Here is a 15,729-nt window from a genome sequence, read left to right on the forward strand (position 1 = left end):
CCTCGTGGCGGGGCCGGAGAGCGGGAGGGTGCGGATGGACTCGTTCTGGGAGCCGACGTCCACACGGCGAAGGCAGCAGCCGGTCGTCTCGGTCCGGGCGTCCTCGGATGCCCCGCCCATCGATGGCCGCTGGCCCACGAGCATTCCCGCGGTGGCGCAAGTGCTGCGGGAGGGCATCGACCTCGACCCCGGTGTGACCTTCCTCGTCGGTGAGAACGGCAGCGGCAAGTCCACCCTGGTGGAGGGCATCGCGATCGCGTACGGCCTGTCGCCCGAGGGCGGCTCGCGGCAGGCGCGACACCGCACCAGGGCGACCGAGTCCGAGCTGTCGAGCTGGTTGCGGCTGCAGCGCGGTATCGGCGCCGATCGCTGGGGCTTCTTCCTCCGCGCCGAGACGATGCACTCCTTCTACACCTACCTGGAGGAGAACCCGTCGACGAGCGGCGCCGAGGTGTCGTTCCACGAGATGAGTCACGGCGAGTCGTTCCTGGCCGTGCTCGAGAGCCGGTTCGACGATCCCGGGTTCTACTGCCTCGACGAGCCGGAGGCCGCGCTGTCGTTCACGTCGACGCTGTCGCTGATGGCCGTGCTGCGGCGCATCGCCGACGAGGGAGGCCAGGTGCTGTGCGCGACGCACTCCCCGGTCCTCGCCGCTCTTCCGGGAGCGACGATCCTGGAGGTGGGGGAGTGGGGTCTGCGCCCGGCGGCCTGGGAAGACCTGGAGCTCGTGCGGCACTGGCGCTCGTTCCTCGGCGAGCCCGGCCGGTACCTGCGACACCTGCTGGACTGAGCCGCGTCCGGCGGGAGGCCGCCGTCGTGCGGGTCGTAGGCTGGCGGGCATGACCGAGCACACCGCACCCCGCCGACGCGGTCGCCCGCGCGGGGGGACGGACTCGCGCGAGCGCATCCTGGCGGCCGCGGTCGACGAGTTCGGCGAGCAGGGGTACGACGGCTCGACGGTCCGCTCGATCGCGGGGCGCGCCGGGGTGGACTCGGCACTCGTGCACCACTACTTCGGCACCAAGGCCGACCTCTTCGCGGAGGCGGTCGGGATACCGCTGCGACCCGACATCGACGTGCCCGGCATCGTCGCGGGGCCGCGGGACGAGGTGGGCGAGCGGCTGGTGCGCTACGTGCTGGAGGCGTTCGAGCGCCCCGAGGTGCGGCGCCGCGGTGTCATGCTGATCCGCACGGCGCTCGGCAGCCGCGTCACCTCGCCGCTGCTCGCGGGCTTCCTGGCGCGCGAGCTGATCGGGCGCATCGCGAAGCTGCTGGCCGTTCCCGATGCGGAGCTGCGCGCGACGCTGGTGGCCTCGCAGATCGCGGGACTGATCGTGACGCGCTACGTGCTGGCGCTCGGGCCCCTCGCGGCGGCGGACATCGGCGACCTCGTGCACCGCGTCGGTCCCACGGTGCAGCGGTACCTGTTCGACTGAGACCGCGGCTCCTCGCCGTTGACCGTGGGGGCACAGCGGGCGCATAATTCATCGCATGATGAATAACGCGGCGGTCGCGATCGCGCAGCTCCGGGTGCGACGGGGAAAGGTGCGGGTGTTCGACGGCGTCGACCTCACCATCCCGCGCGGACAGGTCACCGGACTGCTGGGTCCCTCCGGCTGCGGCAAGACCACCCTCATGCGCTCGATCGTGGGGGTCCAGCGCGTCGAATCGGGCGACGTGACCGTGCTGGGCGAGCCGGGCGGATCGCGACAGCTCCGGAACCGGGTGGCCTACGGCACCCAGGGTGCGGCGGTGTACGGCGACCTCACGGTGCGGCAGAACCTCGTCTACGTCGCCGCGCTGCTCGGGGCTCCCCGGGGCGATGTGGAGCGCGTGATCGACGAGGTCGGGTTGCGGGGCCAGGCGGGCCAGCTGGTCGAGTCGCTCAGCGGCGGGCAGTCCACGCGCGTCTCCCTCGCGATGGCCCTCGTCGGCGCGCCGGAGCTGATCGTGCTGGACGAGCCGACCGTCGGCCTCGACCCCGTGCTGCGCGCCGACCTGTGGACCCTGTTCCGCGGCCTGGCCGACCGCGGCGTGACCCTGATCGTCTCCAGCCACGTGATGGACGAGGCGCTGCGCTGCGATCGGCTGCTGCTGATGCGCGACGGGCGGATCATCGCCGACACGACGCCCGCGTCGCTGCTGGCCGACACGGGCGCCGCGGATCCGGAGGCGGCCTTCCTCACGCTGATCGAACGGGACCGTGCGGCAGAGCACATCACGCGCCGATCCCGACGCGGTGCCCGGGAGCACGGAGAGGAGCAGGGGGAATGAACGGCCGCCGCATGTTCGCGACCGCGGCCCGCGTGCTGACGCAGCTGCGGCACGACCCTCGCTCGATCGCGCTGATGCTCGTCGCCCCCAGCCTGCTGGTCGGACTGTTCGCCTGGCTGTTCGCGGAGCAGGAGGGCGTGTTCGACCAGTTCGGCGGGGCGATCCTGGCACTGTTCCCGTTCATCGTGATGTTCCTCATCACCTCGATCACCACGCTGCGCGAGCGCCGCTCCGGCACCCTCGAACGGCTCATGACCACCCCGCTCGGCAAGGCCGACTTCATCCTCGGGTATGCCCTGGCCTTCGGGCTCATGGCACTGCTGCAGGCGGTGATCACGGTGTCGTTCGCGGTGGGGGTGTGCGGGCTCGACGTGGAGGGCGAGCTGTGGCAGCTGGGCCTGGTCGCGGTGGTCGACGCCCTGCTCGGCACCGCGCTCGGGCTGCTCGCGAGTGCGTTCGCGCAGACGGAGTTCCAGGCGGTGCAGTTCATGCCGGTGCTGGTGTTCCCGCAGATCATCCTCGGCGGGCTGTTCATGCCGCGCGACCAGATGCCCGACGTTCTGCACACGATCTCGGACTGGCTGCCGCTCAGCTACGCGATCGACACGATCAACGCGGTCGCCGCGGGCGACGGCGGGTGGGACGTGTACCGCCCGCTGCTCGTGGTGGTCGCGTTCTGCGTCGGAGCGCTCGTGCTCGCGTCGCTCACGCTGCGGCGTCGCACGGCCTGACCAGGCGGCCTCCGCTCAGCGCGGCGTGCGGTTCTTCGTGTGTCGGGTGGGGGCGGCCGACCACGGGTCCTCCGGCCAGGGGTGCTTGGGGTAGCGTCCGCGCATCTCGGCGCGCACCTGCGCGTACGGCCCCGACCAGAACGACGCGAGATCGTCGGTGACCGCGAGCGGACGCCCGGCGGGGGACAGCAGGTGGAACAGCACGGGCACGCGGTCGTCGACGAGTCGGGGAGTCTCGGCCCAGCCGAAGCACTCCTGCAGCTTCACAGCCACAACGGGGCGCGCGGACGTGTCGTCCGCGTCGGGATAGCCGATCCGCACGCGCGAGCCGCTGGGCACCTCGAGCCGCTCGGGGACGAGGGCATCGAGGCGCGACGCCTCGGGCCAGGGGAGCAGCCGGCGCAACGGCGAGGCCAGGTCGATCCGTGCCGCCGGAGTGCCGGCGGCGAGGGCGTCGAGCTCGGGCCCGAGCCACGCGTCGAGGGTCGCGAGCAGGCCGGCATCCGACACGTCGGGCCACGGGTCGCCGAGCTCGCGCCGCACCAGCGACAGACGACGACGCAGGGTGTCGGCCGCCTCCGACCACGCGAACACGCCGAGCCCGTCGCGTTGCAGCGCCCGGCGAACGGCATCTCTGCCCTCGTCGGCGGAGGCACGCACCGGCACCGAAGCTCGCAGGATCGCGCCGATGCGGCGCTCGCGCCTGGCCTGCACGCGTCCGTTCGTGAACGCGGCCTCGACCCGGTCGGTCATCAGGTGCTGTGCGGCCCGCTCCATCTGCGCCTCGGACAGCGCCGCAGCGGCACGGATGATCGCTCCCGACCCTGCCGCCGCACGCCCCGCGGCGCGCGTGACGTCGGCGACCGCGATCCACTCCGACGCCGCGAGCGGTCCGCGCATCCCCGCCCTGGTGCCGGACGCGAGCAGGAACGTCGCCCCGTCGGCCGTGCGCTCGACTCGCTGCGCGATCCGCTCGGGGAAGGCGAGGGCGATCACGAGACCCGTGCCGTCGAGACCGGAGCGGACGCCCGGCGTCGCGGGGACCAGTCGTCGGAGGCGATCCGCGTCGGTGCGCCACCGGGCGTCGGGAGTGCGTCCGCTGCGGAGAGCGACGAGCGCCTGCGCCGCGTCGGCATCGGCGATGCGCACGTCGCCGCTCAGCAGGGCGACGACCTCGGCCGCCAGCGCCGCACCCACGAGCGGACTGCCGTCGCGGAGCGCGCGGGCGAGCCGCGGGTCGGTCGGGATCCGCGCCAGGTCACGGCCCTCGACGGTGGCGCGTCCTTCGTCGTCGATCGCGCCGAGTGCGCCCAGCACCGTCAGGGCGTCCGCCAGGCTGTCGGCCGGCGGTGGGTCGATCAGGCGCAGTCCCGCGCCGCCGGGCGCACCCCAGCACGCGAGCAGCAGTGCGGCATCCGTCAGATCGGCCACCGCGATCTCGGGGGCGGGGCGGGCGGGTGCCGCGGCGTAGGTGCGTTCGTCGACGCAGCGCACCACGATGCCCGGTCCCTGACGCGTGGCGCGGCCGGCGCGCTGCACGCACGAGGAGCGGGGTGCGGCGGTCGTGACGAGTCCTGTCATCCCGCGGGCGGCGTCGCGCTGCGGCTGTCGCGCCAGGCAGCTGTCCACCACCAGGCGCACCCCCGGCACGGTGAGCGACGATTCGGCGAGCGACGTCGTGACGATGATGCGCGGCGGCTCGGAGGCGCGCCTCCCGCGGATCACGGCGTCCTGCGCGGCGGCGGGGAGCTGACCGTGCAGCTCGCGCACGTCGTACGACCCGTCGGCGTCACGGACGCGGCGGGCGATCTCCGCCACCTCGCGAGCTCCCGGTGCGAAGACCAGCACGTCGGCGGTCGGATCGTCGCGGGTCAGGTCGCGCGCGGCGGAGACGGTGGTGCGGGCGACGTGATCCAGGAACCCCCACGTCACCCCGCGCTCGTCGAGCCGCGGGCCGGGGCTCGGCGCCCAGCGCTCGGTGAGCGGAAAGGCGGGCACCGCGTGCTCGACGACGGCAGCCGGACGCTCGTCTGTGCCGATGACGCCGGCGATGCGGGCGGCGTCGAGGGTCGCGGACATCGCGACGAGCGTCAGGTCGTCGCGCAGCTGCCGCACCTCCGACAGCAGCCCGATCAGCAGGTCGGTCTCGAGAGCTCGCTCGTGCACCTCGTCGATGATCACGGCGTCAACGCCGTCGAGGCCCGGGTCGTCGAGCAGCCGCCGCAGCAGCACCCCGGCCGTGACGAACTCGACCCGGGTCGACGGTCCGACGGAGCGCTCGCCGCGCACGGTGAATCCCACGCGCTCGCCCAGGGTGGAGCCGTCGAGCTGCGCGAGTCGTCGGGCCGCTGCGCGTGCCGCCACGCGGCGGGGTTGTGTCACGATCACGCGGCCGGGAACGCGAGAGGCGAGCAGGGGCGGGACGAGTGTGGTCTTGCCGGTGCCGGGCGGAGCGCTCACCACGACCGCATGGTCGACGTCGAGGGCCGCAGCGACGTCGGGGAGGGCGGCCGCGAACGAGAGCCCAGCGCCGATCGCGGCGAGGTCGAAGGCGGCGGACGTCATCGCCCCAGTCTGCCGGTTCACGACGTGTCCCCTCCTGCGCCGCCGGCCTCCGATCGGGCCCTCAGCCCACCCGAGGCTCAGGAATCGAGGAGTCGTGTACGTCGCCGGACGCAGACAGCGGATGCCGCGACCCGGTGGGCCGCGGCATCCGCTGTCCTGTCGCGCTTACTCCGTGGTGGCAATCGCTCACTCCGCGGTGGCAATCGCGCTCACTCCGCGGTGGCTGTCGCGCTCACGTCACTGTCCTGTCGCGCCTACTCCGTGGCGGCTGCCGGGGGCGCGGGGGGCGGCGGCGTGGTCGGGGCGGGCGTACGCGGCGCCGACGTGGGCGCGGCGGGGGCACCCGCCTCCGCGACGCCGGCACCGATGCCGCGACCGACGGCCTGGCCCTGGATGATCCCGGCGAGGTCGAGCCCGGTCGCGGAGTGCACGCTGTCGAACACCGAGCGCAGAGCCTTCGCGCTGTCGGCGCCGACGACCTGGGAGGCCCCATCGTCGCCGGAGCCGCCCACGATCGAGACGTTGCCGATCGCGGCGTAGCCCTTGGCGAACTCGGCCATGATCGACGGCAGCACCTCCAGCACGCGCTGCGACAGGAAGGCGTCCTGGTTGGAGGCGATGGCCTTGGCCTCGGCCTCGACGGCGGCCGCGCGCGCCTCACCCTCGGCACGGATGGCCTCGGCCTCGGCGTTCGCGCGCAGGCGGCGGGCCTCGGCCTCGGCTTCGGCCTGTGCCCGCAGCGCATCGGCGTCACCCGTGGCCTTCGCGATGGCGGCCGCGGCCTCACCGTCGGCCCGGGCCTTGTCGGCCTGCGCCTGCTGCTCGGCGATGCGCGTGCGGGCCTCGGCCTGCTTGACCTGCTCGATCGCGGCGGCCTCGGCGGCGCGCTCACGCGTGTAGAGCTCGGCCTGCGCGCGCGTCTCGGCCTCGTAGCGCTGGGCGTCGGCCACGCGCTTCACGTCGGCGTCGAGCTGAGCCTGCTTGTTCTCCGCCTGCTGCTGCAGCACGGCCTGCTCGGCCTGCGCGCGGGCGAGCTGTTCGGCCTGCTCCGCCTCGGCACGCGCTCGTCCGATGCCGGCGTTCGCGTTGGCGGTGTTGGTGTCGAGCGCCGTCTGCTCGACGAGGTTCGCCTCCTGGTTGGCGATGTTCTTCTGGTTGATCGCGCGGTCGGCGTTGGTCTGCGAGATCTCGGCGGCCTGTCGCTTCGCCTGGATCTCCGGCGCCCCGAGCGACTGGATGTAGCCGACCTTGTCGGTGATGCCCTTGATCTGGAAGGAGTCGAGGATGAGGCCCTGCTCCGCGAGCTCCTGCGAGACGTCGGCCGCGATCTGGTCGGAGAACTTCTTCCGTTCCCGCATGAGCTCGACGACCGAGAGTGTCGCGACGATGCCGCGCAGCGCACCCTCGAGCTGCTCGGTGGTGAACTGCTCGATCGCCTTGTCCTGCGACGCGAAGCGCTCCGCGGCACGCCGCACGAGCAGCGGGTCGGAGCCGATCTTCACGATCGCGACGCCGTCGACGTTGAGGGTGACGTTGTCGAGCGACTGCGCCTCCGCGTTGAGCGAGACCTGACGGGAGCGCAGGGAGATGATCTCGTGGCGCTGCGTGATCGGGTTGACGAGGGACTTGCCGTTGACGATCACCGTGACCGGCGACTCCGACAGCTCCGAGCGGCTCGTGCCGTCGGCGGCGATCACCGCGCGCTGCACCTTCTGCTTGCGGCCCGAGATGACGAGCGCCTCATCGGCCCTGGCCACCTTGATCCAGCTGCGGGCGAACAGCAGCAGGATCAGCAGCAGGATGACCGCTGCGACGACGGCGATACCGATGATGATGAGGATGCCGACGATTCCGGCGATCTCCATGGATGACCTCCCTTGGTCCCCCCGAGGGGGCGGTCTGACGGGCCCGCGCGGTGTGCCGGGACTCGGTTCCACCCTGCCAGAAACCCCGGAGGGCCCGCTCTGCGCGGGGGTGATCGCCGACACATCGGGGAGAAGATGCGGCAGAGGCGGGGTGGGGAGAAGGGCTCATGCCCCGTTCACGCGGTCGCGGTCAGCGGTTGCGGAGCTTCTCCGCGAGGTCGCGCAGCTGGCGCAGCTCGTCGTCGTCGAGCCGAGACATGCGTGACGCGATGGAGCGGCCGTGCACCGTGGCGAGGGAACGGAAGGCCCGGGCGCCGGCGTCGGTCGCGCGGATCAGTGCACCGCGGCCGTCATCCGGGTCGGGGCACTTGGCGACCAGCCCGCGGGCGACCATGCGATCGACGAGGCGGGAGACGCTGGGCTGGCTGATCAGCATGTTCGCGGTGATGTCGCGCAGTCGCGCCGTCATGTCGGGGGAGCGGGTGACGGTGAGGAGCACGTCGTATTCGGCCTGCGCGAGCTCGTTGTGATCGAAGTCGGCCATCATGTCCGTGAACAGCTCGTGCTGCGCGCGGAACAGGCTCTCCCAGGCCTCCAGGGCGAGCTTGCGATCGGTCATCCTCACAGCGTAGCGGCCACAGTAAAGGGCCGGTCGGAGAGGCTCCCGACCGGCCCTTGTCCCTTGCACCAAGAGTGTCCTGCAATCACATGCGGTGGATGCCACAGCAAACATTCACCGTGCGATCACTGTATAACGACGAGGTAACGAATGCAACGGTTTGATCACGGAATCTTCGCGCGACGCGTGAGGCCGATCCGACCGAGTCGGCCGGAACCCGCCGCGGGGCGCTCGCGGCTTGCCCTTTATATCGATAGTCATCAATATGGAGTCACGCCCATCTCGCGGTCTCAACCACCCGTTGACCCATCCACCCAGGAGCGCAATGACCGCCACCACCCCCTCCGTCCTCTTCGTCTGCGTGCACAACGCCGGACGCTCGCAGATGGCCGCGGGGTTCCTCCGCGAGCTCGCCGGTGACCGCATCGAGGTGAGGTCCGCGGGGTCGCTGCCCGCGGACCGCATCAATCCCGTCGCGGTGGAGGCCATGGCCGAGGTCGGGATCGACATCACCGCCGAGCAGCCGAAGGTGCTCACCGTGGACGCCGTCAAGGCGTCGGACGTCGTGATCACGATGGGATGCGGCGACGCCTGCCCCATCTTCCCCGGAAAGCGCTACGAGGACTGGACGCTCGAGGATCCGGCAGGGCAGGGGATCGAGGCGGTGCGGCCGATCCGCGATGACATCCGCACGCGGATCGAGGCGCTCGTGGGAGAGCTGATCTGAGCCGAGCTCCGGGCTCACCGTCCGTGGGCGTGGGCGTTCCTCGCCCTTTCCCTCGAAGTGGGATATATTGCTGAAACGTAGAACTTCACTCTCCAATACTCCCCAACTGGAGGAACGCGTGACACTCTCAGGTGGTCCGCTCGAGCGTCGGTCGATGAGCGACGAGGCGTTCGTGCGGCTGCAGGACGCCATCATCAGCGGAGAGCTGCCCCCGGGGGAGCGACTGCGCGACTACGAACTCGCGGAACGCCTCGGCACCTCCAAGACACCGATCCGTCATGCGCTCGACCGCCTGGCCGACAACGGGCTCGTCGAGATGCAGCGCAACCGCTACACGCGGGTCGCCCCCATCGATCTCAACCGGGTCCGCAATGCGGTCGACCTGTTCGGCGACATCTGGATCGGCTCGGTGCGTCACGTGCTGCCGGTGATCCAAGACGACGACGTGTCGTATCTGGTCGAGCTCGCGGACGACATGGCGACGGCGGTCAATTCCCGAGACGTCATCGGGTTCGGCGCCGCGCTGCGCGGTGCAGCGACCGGGTTCGCTCGCATCGAGGGCAACGCGGCGCGGGCGACGGTGATCGAGCGGCTCGGTCCTCAGATCCGCCGCTTCAGCCAGCACTCCAAAGACGTGTTCGACTGGGCGGCGGTGGGCGACGTGGTCGCCTCGATCCGTGACGCCCTCGAGGAGCGCGACGCCGTCAAGATCCGCGCCGTGCTCGTCACGCTGTTCGACGAGGTGCTGCCCTCCATCATCGACCGCGCGGAGGCCGAGGGCCTCGCCGGCACGACGGCCGGGTAGGACGAGGACACCGAACGAGGGCGGCCGCGCGGTGCGGCCGCCCTCGTCGTGTCCGGCGCTCTCGCGCTACGGCGTCAGGCGGTGCAGGTCGCGCGGGAACAGCGTGACCTCGCGGACGTTGGGCGCGTCGACGAGTCGCGCGATCCAGCGCTCCAGGCCGATCGCGAACCCGCCGTGCGGCGGCATCCCGTGCGCGAACGCCTCGAGGTAGCCGCGGTAAGCGTCGGGCGATTCGCCCCCGGCCTCGATCGCGGCGACCAGTTCGGAGTGACGGTGCCGCCGCTGCCCGCCCGTCACCAGCTCCAGCCCCCGGAAGAGCAGGTCGAAGCTGTTGCTCCAGCGCTCGTCGTCGGGTTGCGGGTGCGTGTAGAACGGACGCTTGGCCATCGGGTACCCCTCGACCGCGAGCACGTCGCTGCCGAACTCGGCCATGGCCCACTCGCCGAGCGCGCGCTCGTGCGCCGGTGCCAGGTCGGGCTCGTCGTCGGGCGCCCCCACCAGGCGCAGCGCGTCGCGGAAGTGGATAACCGGGATCTCCTCGGGGATCGTCGGCAGCGGCACCCGGAGCTGCGCCACGGCCGCGGCCGCCTCCGTGCGGATCCCGTCGAGCATTCCTCGCAGCACCTCCCCCAAGAGCGACAGCACGTCGCGGTGGTCGCGGACGAAGCCGAACTCCACATCGAGGGACACGTACTCGGCCAGGTGCCGCACGGTGTCATGGGGCTCTGCGCGGAACACCGGCCCCACCTCGTACACGCGCTCGAACACCCCGACGAGCTGCTGCTTGTAGAACTGCGGGCTCTGCGCCAGGTACGCCGGACGGCCGAAGTAGTCCACGGGGAACACGTTCGCGCCCGACTCCGTCGCGGTCGCCACGATCTTCGGCGTGTGGACCTCGGTGAAGCCGGCGGCGTCGAGCGTGCGGCGGAAGGCCCTCAGGCTCGCGGCCGCCAGTTCCCAGGTCGCCCGGCGGGCGGGGTGGCGCCACAGCACCGGCGCGTGGTCGAGCAGCGTGGGCAGCGTCGCGTCGAGGGTCGGCCGCCACAGGTCCACCACGGGGGTCGCTGCGGGCTCGGACAGCAGCTCGATCCGAGGCGAGGCGACCTCGACGCCACCGGGCGCCTGCGGGTTCGCGGATACGGTGCCCGTAACGCGGACGACGGTCTCCTCGGGCGGCAGGCCGCCGTCGGGCAGCTCTCTCGGCCGCAGCACGACCTGCGCCAGCCCGGAGCGGTCGCGCAGGATCAGGAAGGCGACGGAGGCGAGCTCGCGGCGGCGGTGCACGTGGCCGAGCAGCGTGACGCTCCGGCCCGGCGCGGTGCGGGACAGTTCGGTCGCGAGCGTGCGACCGGGGTCGGGTGATCTCATTCTTCCTCCAGGTTGTGGAAGCCCTGGAGGTGCGGGCGGGGGCTAGGTCGCGGTGCCACCACACCTTCGCCGGTGAGACACCGGCCTCTCGTCGGTACGCCGGACGCGCGGGGACCGCTTGCCGTCGAGGCCGGGGGTCGTCACGCCCCGCAGTCGCCACCGCCAGTCTAGGGGACCGGGTTCTCGGCAGATCCACAGCATTCCGATATGGGCGTCTCGTACTCTGGGACCTCCAAGGGGAGTACTCCGACACGGTCTGGTCGTCATTACGGATGCATCGCATCCCGGCCCACCGGTCCCGATTCGGGATGGAGAAGACTTTGGCGCTGTTCTGCCACGCCGAATCTGGAGTATCCCTTGGACGTCACCCCTCTCATCTGGGTCATCACGATCGCGGTCACGATCGCGTTCTTCGTGTACGAGTTCTTCGCCCACGTGCGCACGCCGCACGAGCCGACCATCGGTGAATCCGCCCGCTGGTCCATCTTCTACATCAGCCTGGCGCTGCTCTTCGGCGTGGGCATCGGCATGGTCTCCGGGTGGACGTACGGCGGCGAGTACTTCGCCGGGTACCTCACCGAGAAGGCCCTGTCGATCGACAACCTCTTCGTGTTCCTGATCGTCATGACCGGGTTCGCCGTGCCGAAGATCTACCAGCAGAAGGTGCTGATGATCGGCATCGTGATCGCCCTGATCCTGCGCGGGATCTTCATCGCGGTCGGCGCGACGCTGATCGAGAACTTCTCCTGGATCTTCTACGTGTTCGGCGCGCTCCTGCTCTTCCTCGCCTACCGGCAGGCGTTCAGCAACCACGAGAGCAACCCCGCGAACGGCCGCTTCATGACCTTCGTGCGCCGTCACCTCCCCGTCAGCGAGGAGTACAACAACGACCGGCTGACCGTCATCAAGAACGGGAAGCGCTTCGTCACCCCGATGCTGCTGACCATCATCGCGATCGGGTTCATCGACCTCGTGTTCGCCGTCGACTCGATCCCCGCGATCTACGGTCTCACCGATCAGGCGTACATCGTGTTCACCGCCAACGCGTTCGCCCTCATGGGGCTGCGCCAGCTGTACTTCCTCATCGGCGGACTGCTGGAGCGCCTGGTCTACCTGGCCCAGGGCCTCGCCGTGATCCTCGCGTTCATCGGCGTGAAGCTGGTGCTGCATGCGCTGCACGTCAACGAGGTCCCGTTCATCAACAACGGCGAGCCGATGCTGTGGGCGCCCGAGATCCCGATCTGGTTCTCTCTGCTCTTCATCGCCGCGACCATCGCCGTCGCCACCGTCGCGAGTCTGCTCAAGACCCGCAAGACCGCTTCTCTTCCCACCACGACCGGCACCACCCCTATCGACAAGGAGCACTCTTGAGCGCGCAGCGCTGTTCTGACTCTTCGGACTCTGACAGTACGGGCGCCCGGTTCATCCCGGGCGCTCACCCCGCACCCGGAGAGGAAGCCCGCTGATGGGCGACCTGCTCCTGAACATCGCCCTCGTCCTCGTGTTCGTGCTGATCGGCGGCGTCTTCGCGGCGACCGAGATGGCGCTGGTCACGCTGCGAGAGAGCCAGATCAACGCGATCGGCCAGCGCGGGAAGCGTGGCGCCAAGGTCGCCGGGCTGGCCCGCAACCCCAACACCTTCCTCTCGGCGGTGCAGATCGGCGTGACCGTGGCGGGCTTCGCGTCTGCCGCCTACGGCGCCACCTCGATCGCTCCGTCGCTCGCGCCCCTGTTCGAGAGCTGGGGACTCGCCCCCGCCGTGGCGCTCACGGTCGCCACCCTCGTGCTCACCCTCGTGATCGCGTACCTGTCGCTCGTGCTCGGCGAGCTCGTGCCGAAGCGTCTCGCGATCCAGCGCAACGCCCAGTTCGCGTATGCCGTCGCCCCGGCCCTGAACGGCTTCGCGACCGTCATGCGACCGGTGATCTGGCTGCTGTCCGTGTCGACGAACGCCCTCGTGCGCCTGCTCGGCGGCGACCCGCACAAGACCAGCGATGAGCTCACCGACGAGGAGGTGCGTGACATCGTCGCGACGCACCAGGGGCTGCCCGACGACGAGCGCCGCATCCTCGACGACGTGCTGTCGCTGCGCGGCCGCCAGGTGAGTGAGGTCATGCGACCGCGACCCGAGGTGGTGGCGCTCGACCAGGCCGCCACCGTGGGCGCTGCCATGCAGCAGGTGCGGGAGCTGCCGTTCTCGCGCTACCCGGTGTCGGACACCTCGATCGACGACATCACCGGGTTCGTGCACGTGCGCGACCTGTTCGAGGCCGCGGCTGACGACCCGGAGCGACCGCTGGCGGCCCTCGTGCGCCAGATCCCCTACATCCCCTCGACCGCCCGGGTGCTGCCGACGCTGACCCGCATGCGCGCGGAGGGCCACCACATCGCGGTCGTCGTCGACGAGTACGGCGGCACGGACGGGCTCGTGACGCTCGAGGACCTGGTGGAGGAGGTCGTCGGCGAGATCTTCGACGAGTACGACGCCGAGGTCTTCATCTCGGCCGACGACGGGCTCGACGGACGCCTCAACCTGCAGGACTTCGAGGAGGCCACCGGGCTGGCCATGCCGCGCGGATCGTCGGACACCATCGCCGGATTCGTCACGGAACAGCTCGGACGCCTCGCGGTGGTCGGCGACACGGTCGAGGTGCCCGGCGCGACCATCCAGGTTGCGGAGGTGGATCGGCGCCGGATCGCCCGGGTGCGGGTGACGCTGCACGCCGAGCCGGAGCCCGCCGCGGAGCACTGAGCGCGGGGCGTCCGGCCGGCATGGTCAGGCCGGACGCACCGCGCTGCCGAGCTCGCTCAGCCCCTCGCTCAGAACCTCGACCAGCAGCCGCGCATAGCGGCCGTCGGGGTCGAGGTCGGGATCGAACACGGTGATGCTCGCACCGATCGCCCGCGGAGCGAGGCCCCGCAGCAGCGCCGTCAGCTCGTCGGCGGAGAGGCCGCCGGGATCGGGGCTGTCCACCGCGGGCATCACCGTGGGGTCGAGCACGTCGACGTCGAGCTGGAGCCAGTACGCCTCACCCGCCGCTGCGGCAGACTCGGACGCGACGGCCTGGGCTCCGCGCGCGGAGACCTCGGCGGCGGGGGTCACGCGTGCCAGGAGGCCGCGAACCTCCTCCTGCTCCTCGTCGTCGTCGCGGTGTCCGACGTGGGCGGTGCGCCCCGCCGGGAAGTAGGGCGACAGGCCGTCGATGTCGGCGATGGCCGGCCAGTGCAGGCCGATCGCCGCCGCCAGGGCCTCGCCGGCGACGGCCGCGCACTCCTCGCTGTTGCCGGGGTGGCGGAAATCGGTGTGGCCGTCGATGTGCACGAGTCCCGCTCCGCCGCGTCTCTTCAGAGCGATCCCGGCCCCGACGAGGATGCCGCAGTCGCCGCCGATCACCAGGGGTGCCTGCCCCGCGTCGATCGCGTCGCCGATGCGCGCGGCCAGGCGCAGGGAGTGGTCGACGAACGCGGCCTCGTTGCGCACCCGAGCGGCCGGACGCACGTCGTCGTCGGCCACGTACCGGCCGGGAAGCACGACGCCGGAGTCGGTCGCTCCCCGGGCGGTGAACCGCTCGTAGAGCCCCGCCTCGCGCAACGCCTCCGGCGCTTTCGCCGAGCCCGGCACGCTCCCGGGCTCGGGCGGACGGAGGCCGAGGTTGCTGGGAGCGGACAGAAGAGTGATCATGCGGTCCACTCTGGCGAGGGCGACCGACATTCGCTCCGCCCGCGCGAGGGGAGTGGATTCAGCGCTCGTGGTCGTGCTCGTGGTCGTGGTCGTGCTCCTCGAGGAGCATGCCGACCGAGGTCGCGCACGCGTCACCGCGCCAGGCCTCGATCCCCTCGCGGACGGCGAAGCCCGCGATGACGAGCCCCGCGACCGCGTCGGCCCACCACCACCCCAGCAGCGAGTTCGCCACGAGTCCGACGAGCACGGCGGCGGACAGATACGTGCAGATCAGCGTCTGCATCGAGTCCGCGACCGCGGTGGCCGACCCCAGCTCGCGCCCCGCCCGGCGCTCGGCGAGGGAGAGGAACGGCATCACGACCACGCTCACCGCGGTCAGCACGATCCCGACCGTGCTGTGCTCCGGCCGCTCCTGCGCGATCAGGGCCAGGACGGAACTCGCCGTCACGTACAGCGCGAGCGCGAAGAACGCGACCCCGATGACCCGCAGCGTCGGCTTCTCCCAGCGCTCGGGATCGGGCCGCGTGAACTGCCAGGCGACCGCCGCCGCCGAGAGCACCTCGATCGTGGAGTCGAGCCCGAACCCGATCAGTGCGGCGGAGGAGGCCACGGAGCCCGCGGCGACGGCGATGATGGCCTCGATCACGTTGTAGCCGATCGTGACGCCCACGATCACGCGGATGCGGCGGTGCAGCGTCTGCCGGCGGGGCTCGGCGACCACGGCCGCCATCAGCAGGTGCACCCCTCGCCGTCGCAGCAGTCCGGGTCGACGATCAGGGTGACCCGCATCAGCATGTCGAGCGCGGGAGCGAGGTGGCGGTCCGACAGGCGGTAGAGGCTGCGTCGCCCGTCGGCCGTGCTCTCGACGAGTCCGCAGCCGCGCAGGCACGCGAGATGGTTCGACATCGCCTGCCGCGAGACGCCGAGCGCCTCCGCGAGCTCGGCCGGGTACCGCGGCGACGACCGGAGGGCGAGCAGGATCCCGGCGCGCGTCGTGTCGGACAGCGCGTGCCCGAGGCGGGCGACGGCGGCGGTGTGCGGAGTCGAGGCGAGCGCAGTGGTCACCCCTGAACAGTACAGAAAGAAGTGAATT

Annotated in this window: 15 protein-coding genes; 8 read left to right on the forward strand and 7 right to left on the reverse strand. The window is 71.3% G+C overall.

Features of this window, described 5'->3' with window-relative positions:
• Positions 1 to 34: 34 nt before the first annotated feature.
• Genes ACFV3I_RS04935 through ACFV3I_RS04950 form a run of 4 tightly spaced genes read left to right on the forward strand, consistent with a single transcriptional unit; the run spans position 35 to position 3,005 of the window.
• Entirely contained in the window at positions 35 to 790 is a 756-nt protein-coding gene (locus ACFV3I_RS04935; protein ID WP_136028989.1) for an AAA family ATPase, read from the forward strand.
• A gap of 49 nt (positions 791 to 839) precedes the next feature.
• Positions 840 to 1,436 carry a TetR family transcriptional regulator gene (locus ACFV3I_RS04940; protein ID WP_136028991.1) on the forward strand — a complete coding sequence of 199 codons (597 nt, stop codon included), beginning with the start codon at positions 840 to 842 and terminating at the stop codon, positions 1,434 to 1,436.
• A gap of 55 nt (positions 1,437 to 1,491) precedes the next feature.
• Complete coding sequence (locus ACFV3I_RS04945) at positions 1,492 to 2,274, forward strand: ABC transporter ATP-binding protein (protein WP_247638353.1); 783 nt, start codon at positions 1,492 to 1,494, stop codon at positions 2,272 to 2,274.
• A complete protein-coding gene (locus ACFV3I_RS04950; RefSeq protein ID WP_136028994.1) occupies positions 2,271 to 3,005 on the forward strand; it encodes an ABC transporter permease in 735 nt (244 codons plus the stop codon). The genes ACFV3I_RS04945 and ACFV3I_RS04950 overlap by 4 nt, the downstream gene beginning before the upstream one ends.
• A 15-nt stretch (positions 3,006 to 3,020) precedes the next feature.
• Here the strand turns inward: ACFV3I_RS04950 and hrpB are convergent, their stop codons facing one another.
• The 3 genes from hrpB to ACFV3I_RS04965 form a co-directional block, all read right to left on the reverse strand.
• Positions 3,021 to 5,570 carry an ATP-dependent helicase HrpB gene (hrpB, locus tag ACFV3I_RS04955; protein ID WP_378822468.1) on the reverse strand — a complete coding sequence of 850 codons (2,550 nt, stop codon included), beginning with the start codon at positions 5,568 to 5,570 and terminating at the stop codon, positions 3,021 to 3,023.
• Between the two features lie 254 nt (positions 5,571 to 5,824).
• On the reverse strand, positions 5,825 to 7,435 hold the full coding sequence (locus tag ACFV3I_RS04960; RefSeq protein WP_247638355.1) for an SPFH domain-containing protein: 1,611 nt from the start codon (positions 7,433 to 7,435) through the stop codon (positions 5,825 to 5,827).
• Between the two features lie 190 nt (positions 7,436 to 7,625).
• Positions 7,626 to 8,054 (reverse strand): MarR family winged helix-turn-helix transcriptional regulator, encoded by a 429-nt coding sequence (locus ACFV3I_RS04965; protein WP_136031703.1) that lies wholly within the window; start codon positions 8,052 to 8,054, stop codon positions 7,626 to 7,628.
• Positions 8,055 to 8,379: 325 nt separating this feature from the next.
• On the opposite strand from ACFV3I_RS04965, the gene ACFV3I_RS04970 reads away from it, so the two are divergent.
• The gene (locus tag ACFV3I_RS04970) at positions 8,380 to 8,781 is read left to right on the forward strand and encodes an arsenate reductase ArsC (protein WP_136036779.1); all 402 of its coding nucleotides are present in this window, start codon (positions 8,380 to 8,382) and stop codon (positions 8,779 to 8,781) included.
• A 118-nt stretch (positions 8,782 to 8,899) separates the two neighbouring features.
• Complete coding sequence (locus tag ACFV3I_RS04975; protein ID WP_378822469.1) at positions 8,900 to 9,586, forward strand: GntR family transcriptional regulator; 687 nt, start codon at positions 8,900 to 8,902, stop codon at positions 9,584 to 9,586.
• A 66-nt stretch (positions 9,587 to 9,652) separates the two neighbouring features.
• Here the strand turns inward: ACFV3I_RS04975 and aspS are convergent, their stop codons facing one another.
• Positions 9,653 to 10,954, reverse strand: a complete 1,302-nt coding sequence (aspS, locus tag ACFV3I_RS04980; protein WP_378822470.1) for an aspartate--tRNA(Asn) ligase — start codon at positions 10,952 to 10,954, stop codon at positions 9,653 to 9,655.
• Positions 10,955 to 11,311: 357 nt separating this feature from the next.
• On the opposite strand from aspS, the gene ACFV3I_RS04985 reads away from it, so the two are divergent.
• Both ACFV3I_RS04985 and ACFV3I_RS04990 read left to right on the forward strand, forming a co-directional pair.
• Positions 11,312 to 12,325, forward strand: coding sequence for a TerC family protein (locus ACFV3I_RS04985; protein WP_378822471.1), 1,014 nt, complete (start codon positions 11,312 to 11,314; stop codon positions 12,323 to 12,325).
• A 94-nt stretch (positions 12,326 to 12,419) separates the two neighbouring features.
• Entirely contained in the window at positions 12,420 to 13,706 is a 1,287-nt protein-coding gene (locus ACFV3I_RS04990) for a hemolysin family protein (RefSeq protein ID WP_136031713.1), read from the forward strand.
• Positions 13,707 to 13,730: 24 nt separating this feature from the next.
• Here ACFV3I_RS04990 and ACFV3I_RS04995 read toward each other — a convergent pair whose 3' ends face one another.
• The 3 genes from ACFV3I_RS04995 to ACFV3I_RS05005 are packed head-to-tail and all read right to left on the reverse strand — an operon-like array spanning position 13,731 to position 15,701.
• Positions 13,731 to 14,636 carry an arginase family protein gene (locus ACFV3I_RS04995; protein ID WP_378822472.1) on the reverse strand — a complete coding sequence of 302 codons (906 nt, stop codon included), beginning with the start codon at positions 14,634 to 14,636 and terminating at the stop codon, positions 13,731 to 13,733.
• Positions 14,637 to 14,694: 58 nt separating this feature from the next.
• A complete protein-coding gene (locus tag ACFV3I_RS05000; protein WP_378822473.1) occupies positions 14,695 to 15,366 on the reverse strand; it encodes a cation transporter in 672 nt (223 codons plus the stop codon).
• On the reverse strand, positions 15,366 to 15,701 hold the full coding sequence (locus ACFV3I_RS05005; protein ID WP_136031719.1) for a helix-turn-helix transcriptional regulator: 336 nt from the start codon (positions 15,699 to 15,701) through the stop codon (positions 15,366 to 15,368). Before ACFV3I_RS05005 ends, ACFV3I_RS05000 begins: the two co-directional genes overlap by 1 nt.
• Between the last annotated feature and the right edge of the window lie 28 nt (positions 15,702 to 15,729).

The sequence above is a fragment of the Microbacterium sp. NPDC059771 genome (genome assembly GCF_042732495.1).
Classification (GTDB): domain Bacteria; phylum Actinomycetota; class Actinomycetes; order Actinomycetales; family Microbacteriaceae; genus Microbacterium; species Microbacterium sufflavum.

Excerpts from the sequence above, each read along its gene's own strand:
- ACFV3I_RS04935 (WP_136028989.1), top strand. The coding sequence starts at position 35 with ATGGACTCGTTCTGGGAGCCGACGTCCACACGGCGAAGGCAGCAGCCG.
- ACFV3I_RS04940 (WP_136028991.1), top strand. The coding sequence starts at position 840 with ATGACCGAGCACACCGCACCCCGCCGACGCGGTCGCCCGCGCGGGGGG.
- ACFV3I_RS04945 (WP_247638353.1), top strand. The coding sequence starts at position 1,492 with ATGATGAATAACGCGGCGGTCGCGATCGCGCAGCTCCGGGTGCGACGG.
- ACFV3I_RS04950 (WP_136028994.1), top strand. The coding sequence starts at position 2,271 with ATGAACGGCCGCCGCATGTTCGCGACCGCGGCCCGCGTGCTGACGCAG.
- hrpB (WP_378822468.1), bottom strand. The coding sequence starts at position 5,570 with ATGACGTCCGCCGCCTTCGACCTCGCCGCGATCGGCGCTGGGCTCTCG.
- ACFV3I_RS04960 (WP_247638355.1), bottom strand. The coding sequence starts at position 7,435 with ATGGAGATCGCCGGAATCGTCGGCATCCTCATCATCATCGGTATCGCC.
- ACFV3I_RS04965 (WP_136031703.1), bottom strand. The coding sequence starts at position 8,054 with ATGACCGATCGCAAGCTCGCCCTGGAGGCCTGGGAGAGCCTGTTCCGC.
- ACFV3I_RS04970 (WP_136036779.1), top strand. The coding sequence starts at position 8,380 with ATGACCGCCACCACCCCCTCCGTCCTCTTCGTCTGCGTGCACAACGCC.
- aspS (WP_378822470.1), bottom strand. The coding sequence starts at position 10,954 with ATGAGATCACCCGACCCCGGTCGCACGCTCGCGACCGAACTGTCCCGC.
- ACFV3I_RS04990 (WP_136031713.1), top strand. The coding sequence starts at position 12,420 with ATGGGCGACCTGCTCCTGAACATCGCCCTCGTCCTCGTGTTCGTGCTG.
- ACFV3I_RS04995 (WP_378822472.1), bottom strand. The coding sequence starts at position 14,636 with ATGATCACTCTTCTGTCCGCTCCCAGCAACCTCGGCCTCCGTCCGCCC.
- ACFV3I_RS05000 (WP_378822473.1), bottom strand. The coding sequence starts at position 15,366 with ATGGCGGCCGTGGTCGCCGAGCCCCGCCGGCAGACGCTGCACCGCCGC.